This is a genomic window from Achromobacter sp. RTa (assembly GCF_000757485.1).
Taxonomy (GTDB): Bacteria; Pseudomonadota; Gammaproteobacteria; order Burkholderiales; family Burkholderiaceae_B; genus Achromobacter.
In genome coordinates this window covers 1-11,875 of the sequence record NZ_JPYO01000036.1, presented here as the reverse complement: position 1 = coordinate 11,875, position 11,875 = coordinate 1, and the positions used below count along the sequence as shown (strand labels likewise).

Here is an 11,875-nt window from a genome sequence, read left to right as displayed (position 1 = left end):
TGCGGCGGCCACGCTTTGAAGGAGACAACAATGCATAAGAAGTGGTCCTGGCAATCCAGGGGGATTCGGCGGCTGGTGGGTCTGGCCGCCGGGGTGATGCTCGGATATGGGTACGCGGCAACGGCAGTCGCCGATACCTTCCCCAGCCGTCCCATAACGTTGACCGTGCCCTACGAACCGGGCGCAACGACGGACCTGATCTCGCGCGCCATGGGCGAACGCATGGCGCGCGAACTGGATTCGACCGTCGTGGTGGAAAACAGGACCGGAGGGAACGGCATTATTGCCGCGCTCCATGTCTCACGGTCCAAACCCGACGGATATTCGTTCATGCTGGCATCCGACTCCACGGCGGTCCTGAATCCCTTGCTGTACAAGAAACTGTCCTACGACCCGGACAAGGACCTGACTCCCATCGGGCTGGTGAGCGACTTGCCGCTGGTGATGCTGATCAACGCATCGCTGCCCGTGAAGAATCTCAAGGAGTTCGTGGAGTATGCGCGCGCGCATCCGGGGAAGCTGAACTTCTCGTCCACGGGCACCGGCGGCACGTTCCACCTCTCGGGCGAGCTGTTCAACCAGATGGCCGGCGTGCAGATGACCCACGTGCCCTACAAGGGCGGGGCGCCCGCCATGCAGGCGCTGGTGTCCAAGGAGGTGCAGGCGCTGTTCGGCGTGGTCGGATCGGCGCTGCCGCAGATCAAGGCTGGCAATGTGCGCGCCCTGGCCGTTGCGTCCAAGGAAAGGCTGGCCTTGCTGCCGGATGTTCCGACCTTCGCGGAACTCGGCTATCCGAACTTCGTCGTGACGGTCCGCTATGGATTCATGGCGCCCGCCGCAACGCCGGCCGACCGCATCTCCACCTTGTCGGGCGCGATGAACAAGGCCTTGGCCGATCCGGCGTTCCGCCAGAAGTTCAGCGATCTGGGATTCGTGCTTCCCCAGAAGAGCAGCCCGCAGGATTATGCGTCGCTGATCCAGGCCGACCGGAAGATGTGGGCCGAAGTGATCAAGCTCAAGAACATCTCGCTGGACCATTGAACCGGTGCCGGGACGGCCGTGCTTTTCGCCCCCTGCGTTCCTGGCCGCCAAGGGTGGCCGGGCAGCCGCGTTGCGGCGGCCCCGGCTCACCCCGCGATGTTCGCCAGCGGCCGGCCGGCCAGCCAGCGCCTCAGGTTGTCGAGAAAGCAAGCAAATACCCGGTCGTTGAAATCCGAAATCCGGGCGGCGGAATGCGGCGTGGCGATGACGTTGTCCAGCGTCCAGATTTCGGATTCGGCCGGCAACGGCTCGTTCTCGAAGACGTCGAGATAGGCGCCCGCGATGCGCTTCGCGCGCAGCGCTGCGATCAGCGCGGATTCGTCCACAATGCCGCCTCGTCCCACGTTGACGAGGTGCGCCTCGCGCCTCAGCCCAGCCAGCCTACCGGCATCGACGAGGTTACGCGTTTCATCCGTCAAGGGGCAGCAGATGACCAGCCAGTCCGCCAAGCCGATGAGGCCGTCCAGCTGTCCCAGCGGCATGGTTTCGTCGAAACCCTCGACCGCCTTGCCGCTGCGGTTGACGCCGATCGTGCGCATGCCCAGCGCCTGCAGGCACGTGGCCAGCACCGTGCCGACGTGCCCCGTGCCGACGAGCACCGCGGTCTGACGGTCCAGCGGCAGAGGACTGAGCTCGTCCGGCATGGCCCGCCACGCCCGCGCCTGTTGATTGGCATAGTGCCAAGGCAGCCGTTTGTTCAGTGCCAGGATGCCCGCCAGGGCGCTGGTGGCCACCGCCTTGCCGCTCGCGGCCGGACTGGTGGATACCGCCACGCCCCGGGCCTGGAGCTTCCGGTATGCATTTCCGTCCGAGCCCGCGGAAAAAATGTGCAGCCACTTCAGGTTCGGGCACGCATCCAGCAGGCGGAAGAAAGAGCGGGTTTCTTCATTGGAGGGCGGACGTCCGGGCATGGCGTGGATATCCCGGCTGAAAAAGGCCGCGTCGATGCCGTCCAGCTCTTGGGCGCCGAGGCCGGGCGCGGCCGCGACGAGCGTTACCTCGCTGCCGTTGGAGGCGGCCAGCCCGGCAATCGCCTCCCCTCCCTGTCGTTTGATGTGCGCGGAAACCAGCACGCGGGCTTTCGAGGGGAGAACGGGCTTCGACATGTCTGTTTCCGTGATGGAAGTTCTGTTGCGGGAAGCCATCGATTCTGAGCGAGGACCCCATCCGACGTCCATACGCCGCCCGCCAATTTAGTCTGCTATGTGAGATTAACGAATCACGCCTCTCCTGAGTTTCTTCTAAAACGTTTGTCTGTTAGTTCATATCGTGGTCTTTTAGACATTGCTTGTGTGTTGATGTCTACCTAACATCTATACGCTTCGCGGCTCGCGCCTGAGCGTGCAATCGTCATAAGCAGTCCATTTGTGAATTCAACAAAAAAACAGGAGACATTGATGTTTTCCATCAAGCACTGGATGAAACTTTTGTTCGGAACGGTTTGCCTGGCATCCGCCGCCCAGGCGGCCGCGGCCGACGCCTATCCCGCCGAACCGATCAAACTGATCGTGCCGTACGTCGCCGGCGCCAGCACGGACTCTCTCGCGCGCATGGTGGGCAAGGACCTGGGCGAGGAATTCAAGAAGCCGGTGATCATCGAGAACCGGCCCGGAGCGGGCGGAACGATCGCCGCCGACTTCCTGCGCCGCCAGCCTGCCGACGGCTATACGTTCGGCTTTACGACCGACGGCATCATGGCCGTCAATCCCGCCATCTACAAAAAGCTGAACTACGACTCGCTCAAGGACTTCACGCCGCTGTCGATCGCCGTCAATGCGCCTATCGTGCTGGTCGTGCGCTCGGACTCCCCCTTCAAGACGGCCCAGGAACTGATCGCCCACGCCAAGGCGAACCCAGAAGGCCTGAGCTATGGATCGGCCGGCCTGGGCAGCTCCCAGCACATGGCGGGCGAACTGCTGAAAAGCATGGCCGGCGTGAACATTCTCCATGTGCCCTACCGTGGCGGCGAACCCGCCATGACGGACCTGCTGGGCGGCCAGATCAGCATGATGTTCGTCCAGTCGGCCTCGGCCAAGCAACTCGTCGACGCCGGGAAAATCCGCATCCTGGCCATCGGCAGCCCGCAGCGCAACAAGCAGTTCCCCAACATCCCCACCCTGGACGAAATCGGCCTCAAGGGCTACGACTCCGATACCTGGTACGGCTTCAACATGCCCGCCAACGCCGATCCGAAGATCGTCGAAACGCTCAGCGCGGCCATCGTCAGGTCCCTGAAGAAGCGCCAGACGCAACTCGAAGAGCTGGGCTACGACGTCGTCGCGAGCTCGCCTGAAGAACAGCGCAAGAACATCCAGGACAACCTCAAGAAATGGGCGGACGTCGCCAAGAAGGCCGGCATCTACCACGTTCAATGATTTTTTCCACGCCTTTAAGCAAGACCTCCGCATAGCTGGACACATCACATGACATCGACGCCAAATGCCGCCGCGCTGGCGGGCATCACCGTACTTGACGTCGCGGGCCCCCTGGGGAATTACTGCGGCAAGCTGTTTGCTGACCTGGGGGCCCGGGTCATCCTGGTCGAACCCCCTGGAGGCGCGCCTACCCGGCACATCGAGCCTCGGATCGCCAGCCGGAACGACCCGGACTCCAGCTTGACCTTCCAGTACCAGAATACGAACAAGGAAAGCATCGCCCTGGACCTGGATACCGAAGCCGGCCAGGAAGTATTCCGCAAGCTGGCCAGCCAGGCTTCCCTGGTCATCGAAAGCGAACAGCCTGGCGTGATGGCCCGGCGCGGCCTGGGCTTTGCCGAGCTGAGCAAGCTCAATGCATCGCTGACGCTGACCAGCATTACGGCGTTCGGCCAGTCAGGGCCGTTCTCGCACTGGCTGGCGACCGACCTCACGGCCATGGGCATGGGCGGCATGATGTACCTGGCAGGCTATCCCGACACGGCGCCGATGGTGGCTTGCGGCGAACAGGCCGTGGGCGCGGCCAACGTCTTCGCCGGCGTGGCCTCGATGGCCGCGGTATATGACGCCGAGATCAGCAACACGGGGCAGCACGTCGACGTGTCCATGCAGGAATGCGTGGTGCTGGGCATGGAGAACGCGGTCCAGTTCTATGACCTGGAAGGGTCCATCCGCAAGCGCAACGCGGGCACGCAGCGCCTGGCGGGAACCGGCGTTTTCGAATGCCGCGATGGTTATATCTACCTGATGGCCGGCGGAGTGGGCAGCAATAAGTTCTGGGCCGTAACGACCGACTGGCTGATCGCCGAGGGCGTGGCCGGCGCGGAACAATTCCGCGAGCCTTGCTGGCTGGACCAGGCGTTTCTCGTCACGGACGAGGCCAAGCAGCGCTTTGGCGCGATCTTCACGCCCTTCGCGCGCTCGCTGACGAAATCCGAGCTCCACGCCAAGGGCCGCGAGCGCCGCATCCCCCTGGCGCCCATCTCCGATACCCGTGATATCTGCCAGAGCCCGCAACGCGAATACCGCGGGTACTTCGTGGACGTGGCGGACGCCCATGGCGCCACGCTGCGCATGCCCGGAGCGCCCTACAAGTTATCCGAAACGCCGTGGGCGCTGCGCAAGCGGGCGCCTCAGCTTGGCGAACATACCCAGGAGGTCCTGGCTTGGGCCGGATTCACCCAGGACCAGCAGCAGGCGCTGCGGCAGCAGGGAGCAGTGCAATGAGATCATTATTGGCAGGTGTGCGCGTCATCGATTTTTCGTGGATAGGCGCGGGTTCGTATACGACCAAGATCCTGGCCGACCTGGGCGCGGACGTGATCAAGATCGAATCCTCCCAGCGCCTGGATACGCTGCGGGTGACGAAGCCGTTCAAGGACGGCAAGCCCGGCGTCAACCGCAGCGGCTATTTCGCGGACCGCAATTCCAGCAAGCGCAGCATCACATTGAACGTCAAGGATCCGCGCGGCCTGGACATGGCCAGGCGCCTGATCGCCGACGCCCACCTGGTGACGAACAATTTCACTCCCGGGGTGATGGACAAGCTGGGATTGGGCTACGAAGTGGTCCGGTCCCTGTCCGAACGCATCGTATATGCCTCGATGTCCATGCAAGGGGCCGAGGGCCCCGAAAAGGCCGATCTGGGCTACGGCCTGACGATCGCCGCGCTGACGGGGTTACAGCACATGACGGGCCTGCCCGACCGCGAGCCTGCCGGAACCGGCACGAACTATCCCGACCACATTCCCAATCCCGGCCACACGGCGTTCGCCATCCTGGCGGCGCTGCGCCATCAGCGCCGGACCGGACGCGGCCAGTTCATAGACCTGGCGCAGATGGAGCCTACCTTGGCCTTCATCGGGCCTTCCCTGATGAACTACCTGGTCAACGGCGCCATCGACTCCCGCCACGGCAATGCAAGGCCGGGCCATGCCCCCAGCGGCGTCTATCCCTGCGCCGGAGACGATCGCTGGATCGCCATCGAAGTCTGTGACGACGCCCAATGGCAAGGGCTGGCGTCGGTGCTGGGCCTTGCCGCAGAGGCCGATTGGGCCACCATGCAAGGGAGACTGCGGCAGCGCGAAGCCATCGACGCCGAAGTGGCGAAGCGCACGGCAACGCAAGACATGTCGGGCCTCACGCAGGCCTTGCAGGACGCCGGCGTGCCGGCCGGGGCCGTCTACGACGCCCGCGACGTGGTGAACGACCCGCAACTGGACGCCCGCGGCCACTGGGTGACGCTGAACCATCCGGAAATGGGGCCCAGCACCTATAACTCGCCACCCTACCGCTTTTCGCACGCGTATTCCGAACCGTCTTCCCCCGCCCCGCTGCTGGGCCAGCACACAGCCGAAATCTGCCGGGAGCTGCTGGGGCTGGACGATGCGGCGATCGAGAAATTGAGCGCGGAAGGCGTGCTGGCCTGAGGCCGCGCCTCCATTTGAACGTATACACAAAGAGGATAGACCATGGCACTAGATATTGCCGTCCAGGACCATATCGCCACGCTGACCCTGAATCGCCCCGAGGCCATGAACAGCATCGACCCCGAAATGCGAAACCAGCTGCACGCGGCCTGGAAGCGCATCAAGGAGGACGACGACATCCGAGTCGCCATCCTGACCGGCGCCGGGGACAAGGCCTTTTGCACCGGCTCCGACCTGAAGAAGACCATGCCTCCCAAGGAGAGCTTCGCCGAATTGACGTTCGGCCGCGCGTACTCCGACCATCTGCTGGAAGGCCTGGATACCGATAAGCCCCTGATCTGCGCCATCAACGGTTATGCGATGGGCGGCGGCATGGAGCTTGCGCTCGCCTGCGATATCCGCGTCGCCTCGGACAACGCGATTTTCGCGCTGTCCGAAGTCCGCATCGGCAGCATCCCGGGCGCCGGCGGCACGCAGCGCCTGCCGCGGGCGATCGGCGCATCCAACGCGATGCTGATGCTGCTGACCGGAGATCGCGTGGATGCGGCCGAAGCCCTGCGCACCGGCCTGGTCAGCAAGGTGGTCAGCCGCGCGGAGTTGCTGCCCACGGCGCGCGAGATCGCGCTGCGCATTGCGCGGAACGCGCCCTTGTCGGTGCGGTCGATCAAGCGCCTGGTTACCAGCGGCGCCGACATGCCCCTGCCGGCCGCGCTGGACAACGAACGCTATGTGTTTGGCCTGCTGCGCGACACGGAAGACCGCATCGAAGGACGGCGCGCCTTCCAGGAGAAGCGTCCGCCCGTCTACCAAGGCCGCTAGACCAAAGAACACCAGGAGAAGAAATTGGATTTTGAATTACCCGATTCGTCGCGCATGGTGCGCGATACCGTAGCGCGCTTCGTCCAGGAGGAACTGGTTCCCCACGAAGCATTGATCATCCGCCGCGAAGCCGAGCGCGGCTTTGCCGACACCGCCCTCATTCCGCCCGAGCTGGAAGCCACGCTGCAGGAAAAGGCGCGCAGCATCGGCCTTTGGGGCATCGACGTGCCGGAGGAATTCGGCGGCCAGGACCTGGGCATGCTGACCAAGTGCCTGGTGATCGAGCAGCTCAAGAACAGCATCGTGCCGTTCGTGCTGCCGCCGGAAAGCCCGAATCTGTTCATGCTCAAGGAATTGTGCAAGGGCGATCAGGTGGACCGTTACCTGCTTCCGTATTCGCGCGGCGAAAAGAAAAGCTGCCTGGCCCTGTCGGAACCCGGCGCGGGCTCCGACGCCGCCGCCATCAAGACGCGCGCCGAGCGCAAGAATGGCAAATGGGTGCTCAACGGCACCAAGTTGTGGATCAGCGGCGCGCGCCGGGCCGATTTCATGATCGTGATGGCCGTGACGGACGCGGCGGCCGACAAACGCGCCAAATTCACGGCATTCCTGGTCGACAAGGGCACGCCAGGCCTGAGCATCCCGACGTCGTTCCCGATGATCGGCGAATATCACCCCTACGAGGTGGTTTTCGACAACGTCGAGCTGGACGACAGCCAGGTGCTGGGCGAAGTGGGCGCGGGTTTCGCGCCCCTGTCCAAGCGCCTGGGCGTGCGCCGCCTTGAGATCGCCTCGCGCTGCCTGGGCCTGGCCACGCGGTGCCTGAGCATGATGATCGAGCAGGCCAATACGCGCCAGACTTTCGGCGCGCCGCTGGCCGACCGGCAGGCCGTGCAGTGGTGGATCTCGGACAGCTACCAGGAAATCGAGATGGTCCGCCTGATGGTCTACCAGATGGCCTGGAAGATGGACTCCGGCAAGGACGTCCGCCTCGATGGATCGATGGTGAAGGTGCAGGGAACCGAGATGATTACCCGGGTGGTCGACCGCGCCATGCAGCTGTTCGGCGGCATGGGAGTATCGAAGGAACTGCCGCTGGAATACATCTCGCGGATGTGCCGGGTCATGCGCATCGTGGAAGGTCCGAGCGAAGTGCACCGCTGGGTCGTGGCGCGCGAACTGCTGCGCAACGGCATTCCCTCGGCTTGATGGAGAAGGGGCGGCCATGGCGGAATTCTCTTCCATTTCTCCCGCGGTTCGCGTTCACTCGGGAGATGCCGCGCTGAGCCTGTTGCCGCGCGAGGCCGCCCGGCTGGGCGCGCAACGCGCCTTCGTCGTATGCGGCAACTCCGTGGCCACGCGCACGCCCCTGCTGGCCAGGATCCGCGACCTGCTGGGCGATCGCTATGCGGGGGCATACACCCGCATGGGCAAGGACGCTCCGCTGGAAGACGTGCAAGAGGCCGTCCGGCAGGCCGCCGCGTGCCAGGCCGACCTGCTCGTCGCCGTCGGCGCGGGCAGCGTCCTCAAGGGCACGCGCGTTATCGCCATGGCGCTGGGCGAAGGAGGAGACCTCGCGCAGCTCGCCACGCAGTATCCGGAACATGGCGCGCCCGTGAGCCCCCGGCTGCGGCGGCCCAAGCCGCCGATCTTCAATGTGCTGACCGCCGCGACCTCGGCCCAGCACCGGGCCGGCGCCGCGCTGCGGCGCGGCAATGGGGGGCCGCGCCTGGAATTCTTCGACCCCAAGACCCGCCCCGCCGCGATCTTCTGGGACACCCAGGCCTTATCCAGCGCGCCGCCCTCCCTGGCGTTGTCGACGGGGCTGGGCGTCTACTGGCGCGCCTTGATGAATATCGGAGCGGTACGCCAGGCCAATCCGCTGGTCCAGGCTTCGCGCCTGCACGCGTATGCCTTGTCGCGCGCCGCCTTGCCGCGCCTGCGGGACCCCGACGATGTCCAGGCGCGCCTGGACATGTGCGCCGCGGCCCTGCTGCAGAACCGGGACGAAGACGACGGCGGCCGCCCCTTCGACGCGCACTGGATCGCCCGTGCCGTCTATGCCCTGGGCGCGGCCCTGTTCAATTGCGTCCCCCATCTGGACCAGGGGGCCACCCACGTACTGATGACGGCTTCCGCGATCCGGCATTTTGCGGACCTGTGCCCGGATGCCGTCGAACAGATGGGCGTGGCGTTGGGTCTGCCCGCGGCGAATGCCGCCAGGCCCGAACGCGTGATCGACGCGGTGCAATCGCTGACGCGGGAATTGGGCCTGCCCGACCGGCTGGAAGGCGTGTCGGCGCAGGATCGCGAACAGGCGCTGGCCTCTTCTCTGTTCAATTTCAATGCCGATCGCAAGCGCGAACTGAGCCTGTACCGGGATCGGCTTCAAGCCATTCTTCTGGAATCGGCCTGATCCCGCGGCGCCATGCAATAGAGCCTGGGCTTCCAGACGAAAAAAAGCCCGCCACGCGTTCAAAACGCGCGGCGGGCCTGTGTTTGGCGCGCCCTCAGTTCAGCGTGAATTTCGGCACGCGGTAGCCGTCCGGATGATCGGCGTAGACCATCTTGACCGGAGCATCCAGCTTGATCCTGTCCAGGTCGGCATGGTCCATGTACGACACCATGATGGGGCCCTCCTCGAGCTGCACCGCAACCACCAGGTGAGGCGCGGGATAGGCCGGCAGGTACTGGCGATGGAACACCGTCCAGGCGATGATCTTGGCGTTGCCCGAGATGGGCGTCCATTCATACTCCATGCTGAGGCTGACGGGACACATCGGACCCGGCGGGTAGCGGAATACGCCGGATTCCGGGCAGCGCTGCAACTTCATCCGGCCTTCGGCGATGCTTTCCCACATGGGCGCGTCATAGGGGGAGTACAAGCGGGGATTCTTTTTCATGGTGCGGGCCTCCTTCACTGTCCATAAATAATGGACATGGCCTTGCCAGCGACGTCCGATACGTACTGCACGAAGCGGCAGTCAGGCACTTGCCGCTTCCCCTCGTTGCCCCGCGCCTGCCGCACCGCCTCGATCTGGTGGTTCCAGCCCTGCATGTACGATTCCGAGATGTGGCCGCCATGCGTATTGACGGGCAGCTTGCCGCCCACGCCGATGCCGTTGTCGGCGATGAACCTGGCCGCTTCGCCGGGATTGCAGAAGCCGAAGCCCTCCAGCGCGAAGAAGATGTGAGGACTGAAGCTGTCGTACACCATCAAGGCATCGATGTCCTTGGGACCCACGCCCGCCGCTGCGTATACCTGCTCGGCCGCGCCGCGTTGCGCCGGAAGATAGAAGTCCATCAGGCGCGGCCCGAGGCTGGTGGCGTGATGGTTGAGGTCGCTGCGGCCCAGGCCGTGGATGGTCACCGCCTTGTTATTGGCAAGGCGCCGTGCTCGGCTCGCTTCCATGATGATGAGCGCGACACCGCCGTCATTGATGAGGCAGTAGTCGTTCATACGCAGCGGCTCGGCGATGTACGGCGCTGCAAGGTAGTCGTCCAGACTTAGCGGCTTGTTGCGCATGATCGCGTTCGGGTTCAGGCTGGCCCATTGGCGCTGGCCCACGGCAACCTGTCCGAGATCGCTGTCGCCGATGCCGTGCAGTTGCTTGTAGCGCTGGAACATCAGCGCATACAGCGCACCCTGCGACGTCAGGCCCCAGGGGCTGTGATAGACGTACGACAGGAAAGACCCGCCGCCCATCGCTTCCGGCCCGCCGTACTGGACCGCGGCCGAGCGCTGGTCGTTGCCGTATACCAGGGCCACGACTTCGGCCATGCCCGACTTGATCGCCATGACCGCCTGGAACACGGCCTGGACGGCGTCCGCCTGCCCGCCCCAGCGGGGATCGATGTTCAGGATCTCTCCCATGCGCTCATAGGCCGTCGTGGGGCCGACGATCAGGCCATCGACCTCGTCGCGCGAAATGCCGGCATCGTCCAGCGCCCGCTTGAATGCCAGGGCCGCGTAGCCATAGGAATCATGCGGCTTTTCGCCGTTGCGCACGCGCTTGTAGTCTTCCACCCAATCGGTGTGGCCTATGCCCACCACGGCTGAAATGCCGGATGTGCTGGTGTCCAAGGTATCGGTTGCCACCTGATCAATCTCCCTCAATGTGGACTATTTTTTGAAAACTGGATATTGTTCCGCCATTATCTAGGCGCTTCGCGGGTTTTGACCACAAGCGAAAGTCTACAAAGTGAGATTCAGGAGAGTGCAATGGAAGCAGGGTTCGACGATAATGCGGTCATCGATGAGGGACGCACCGGCACGCAGATGATCCATCGCTGCGCGAAGCTGCTGACGCTGATCACCACGAACAATCGCACGGGAATGCGGCTGGTGGATCTGTACAAGGCCGCCGATTTCTCGCGCCCGACCGCGCACAGGATCTTGCAGGCCCTGGTCACGGAACGCCTGGTCCGCCAGGACAGCCGGACCAAGAAGTACTTCCTGGGGTCGCTGGTCTACGAAATGGGCTTGGCGGCGGCGCCGCAGTTCGACCTGCGGGACGTCTGCCTGCCCTTTCTGCAGCGGGTGGCCGAAGCGACGGGCGATACGGTCTTCCTGACCATACGGTCAGGCTTCGACGGCGTCTGCGCGGCGCGCGCCGAAGGCGCGTACCCGGTCAAGGCCTTCGTTACGGACGTCGGCCGGCACCGGCCCTTGAACGTAGGCGGCGGCGCGGTTGCCTTGTTGAGTTGCTTCGAGGATGACGAGATCGAACGCATCTACCAGGCAAACAAGCTGCGGCTGGAGCGCGACTATCCAAGGTTCGATGTCGCCACCATGTGGGAGCACATCGCGCATGCCCGCAAGAAGGGCTACTTCATCAATGAAGTGCTCGAAGTGCAGGAAATCCTGTCGCTGGCCATGCCGATCTTCGACCGGCATGGCTTGCCCGTCGGAGCATTGAGCATTTCGGCCTTGAGAAAGCGCCTGGCAGGCAGTTTTCTCCGAGAGAAGATCGAGATACTGACCAACACGCTGCGCGATATCCAGGCCGAGCTGCAGGCGGAATCGAAAGAAGGCGAGGCGTAAGCCCGCAGTTGGCGGCCGGTATCGGCGTCGAGGAATCATCCCCCTGCCGGCATCGCGGCCTGGGGTTCATTTGAGCAAGGAGCTATTGCATGAAGGTGCTGGTGCCG

Annotated in this window: 11 protein-coding genes; 8 read left to right on the top strand and 3 right to left on the bottom strand. The window is 64.2% G+C overall.

Annotated elements, in window-relative coordinates; genetic code table 11:
- The first annotated feature begins 30 nt into the window (after window positions 1-30).
- Complete coding sequence (locus JL37_RS13320; protein ID WP_052097173.1) at window positions 31-1,041, top strand: tripartite tricarboxylate transporter substrate binding protein; 1,011 nt, start codon at window positions 31-33, stop codon at window positions 1,039-1,041.
- 86 nt (window positions 1,042-1,127) lie between these two features.
- Here the strand turns inward: JL37_RS13320 and JL37_RS13315 are convergent, their stop codons facing one another.
- Window positions 1,128-2,147: a D-2-hydroxyacid dehydrogenase gene (locus JL37_RS13315; protein ID WP_052097170.1), complete on the bottom strand. Its 1,020-nt coding sequence runs from the start codon at window positions 2,145-2,147 to the stop codon at window positions 1,128-1,130.
- 291 nt (window positions 2,148-2,438) lie between these two features.
- Here JL37_RS13315 and JL37_RS13310 point away from each other — a divergent pair, with 291 nt between their 5' ends.
- The 6 genes from JL37_RS13310 to JL37_RS13285 are packed head-to-tail and all read left to right on the top strand — an operon-like array spanning window position 2,439 to window position 9,140.
- Window positions 2,439-3,416: a tripartite tricarboxylate transporter substrate binding protein gene (locus JL37_RS13310; RefSeq protein WP_052097168.1), complete on the top strand. Its 978-nt coding sequence runs from the start codon at window positions 2,439-2,441 to the stop codon at window positions 3,414-3,416.
- A 48-nt stretch (window positions 3,417-3,464) separates the two neighbouring features.
- Window positions 3,465-4,703: a CaiB/BaiF CoA-transferase family protein gene (locus JL37_RS13305; RefSeq protein ID WP_043544617.1), complete on the top strand. Its 1,239-nt coding sequence runs from the start codon at window positions 3,465-3,467 to the stop codon at window positions 4,701-4,703.
- Entirely contained in the window at window positions 4,700-5,905 is a 1,206-nt protein-coding gene (locus tag JL37_RS13300; RefSeq protein ID WP_043544616.1) for a CaiB/BaiF CoA-transferase family protein, read from the top strand. The genes JL37_RS13305 and JL37_RS13300 overlap by 4 nt, the downstream gene beginning before the upstream one ends.
- A 42-nt stretch (window positions 5,906-5,947) precedes the next feature.
- Window positions 5,948-6,724 carry an enoyl-CoA hydratase/isomerase family protein gene (locus tag JL37_RS13295; RefSeq protein ID WP_043544615.1) on the top strand — a complete coding sequence of 259 codons (777 nt, stop codon included), beginning with the start codon at window positions 5,948-5,950 and terminating at the stop codon, window positions 6,722-6,724.
- A 24-nt stretch (window positions 6,725-6,748) separates the two neighbouring features.
- Window positions 6,749-7,933: an acyl-CoA dehydrogenase family protein gene (locus JL37_RS13290; RefSeq protein ID WP_043544614.1), complete on the top strand. Its 1,185-nt coding sequence runs from the start codon at window positions 6,749-6,751 to the stop codon at window positions 7,931-7,933.
- 16 nt (window positions 7,934-7,949) lie between these two features.
- Window positions 7,950-9,140 (top strand): iron-containing alcohol dehydrogenase, encoded by a 1,191-nt coding sequence (locus tag JL37_RS13285; protein WP_043544613.1) that lies wholly within the window; start codon window positions 7,950-7,952, stop codon window positions 9,138-9,140.
- Between the two features lie 94 nt (window positions 9,141-9,234).
- Here JL37_RS13285 and JL37_RS13280 read toward each other — a convergent pair whose 3' ends face one another.
- Window positions 9,235-9,627: a Zn-ribbon domain-containing OB-fold protein gene (locus JL37_RS13280; protein ID WP_043544949.1), complete on the bottom strand. Its 393-nt coding sequence runs from the start codon at window positions 9,625-9,627 to the stop codon at window positions 9,235-9,237.
- Window positions 9,628-9,641: 14 nt separating this feature from the next.
- A complete protein-coding gene (locus JL37_RS13275; RefSeq protein WP_231570339.1) occupies window positions 9,642-10,823 on the bottom strand; it encodes a thiolase family protein in 1,182 nt (393 codons plus the stop codon).
- A gap of 123 nt (window positions 10,824-10,946) precedes the next feature.
- On the opposite strand from JL37_RS13275, the gene JL37_RS13270 reads away from it, so the two are divergent.
- Window positions 10,947-11,768 carry an IclR family transcriptional regulator gene (locus JL37_RS13270; RefSeq protein ID WP_052097166.1) on the top strand — a complete coding sequence of 274 codons (822 nt, stop codon included), beginning with the start codon at window positions 10,947-10,949 and terminating at the stop codon, window positions 11,766-11,768.
- Window positions 11,769-11,875 lie beyond the last annotated feature (107 nt).

Bases quoted from the DNA above. Each gene is read 5' to 3' on its own strand.
- JL37_RS13320 (WP_052097173.1), top strand. From the start codon at position 31: ATGCATAAGAAGTGGTCCTGGCAATCCAGGGGGATTCGGCGGCTGGTG.
- JL37_RS13315 (WP_052097170.1), bottom strand. From the start codon at position 2,147: ATGTCGAAGCCCGTTCTCCCCTCGAAAGCCCGCGTGCTGGTTTCCGCG.
- JL37_RS13310 (WP_052097168.1), top strand. From the start codon at position 2,439: ATGTTTTCCATCAAGCACTGGATGAAACTTTTGTTCGGAACGGTTTGC.
- JL37_RS13305 (WP_043544617.1), top strand. From the start codon at position 3,465: ATGACATCGACGCCAAATGCCGCCGCGCTGGCGGGCATCACCGTACTT.
- JL37_RS13300 (WP_043544616.1), top strand. From the start codon at position 4,700: ATGAGATCATTATTGGCAGGTGTGCGCGTCATCGATTTTTCGTGGATA.
- JL37_RS13295 (WP_043544615.1), top strand. From the start codon at position 5,948: ATGGCACTAGATATTGCCGTCCAGGACCATATCGCCACGCTGACCCTG.
- JL37_RS13285 (WP_043544613.1), top strand. From the start codon at position 7,950: ATGGCGGAATTCTCTTCCATTTCTCCCGCGGTTCGCGTTCACTCGGGA.
- JL37_RS13280 (WP_043544949.1), bottom strand. From the start codon at position 9,627: ATGAAAAAGAATCCCCGCTTGTACTCCCCCTATGACGCGCCCATGTGG.
- JL37_RS13270 (WP_052097166.1), top strand. From the start codon at position 10,947: ATGGAAGCAGGGTTCGACGATAATGCGGTCATCGATGAGGGACGCACC.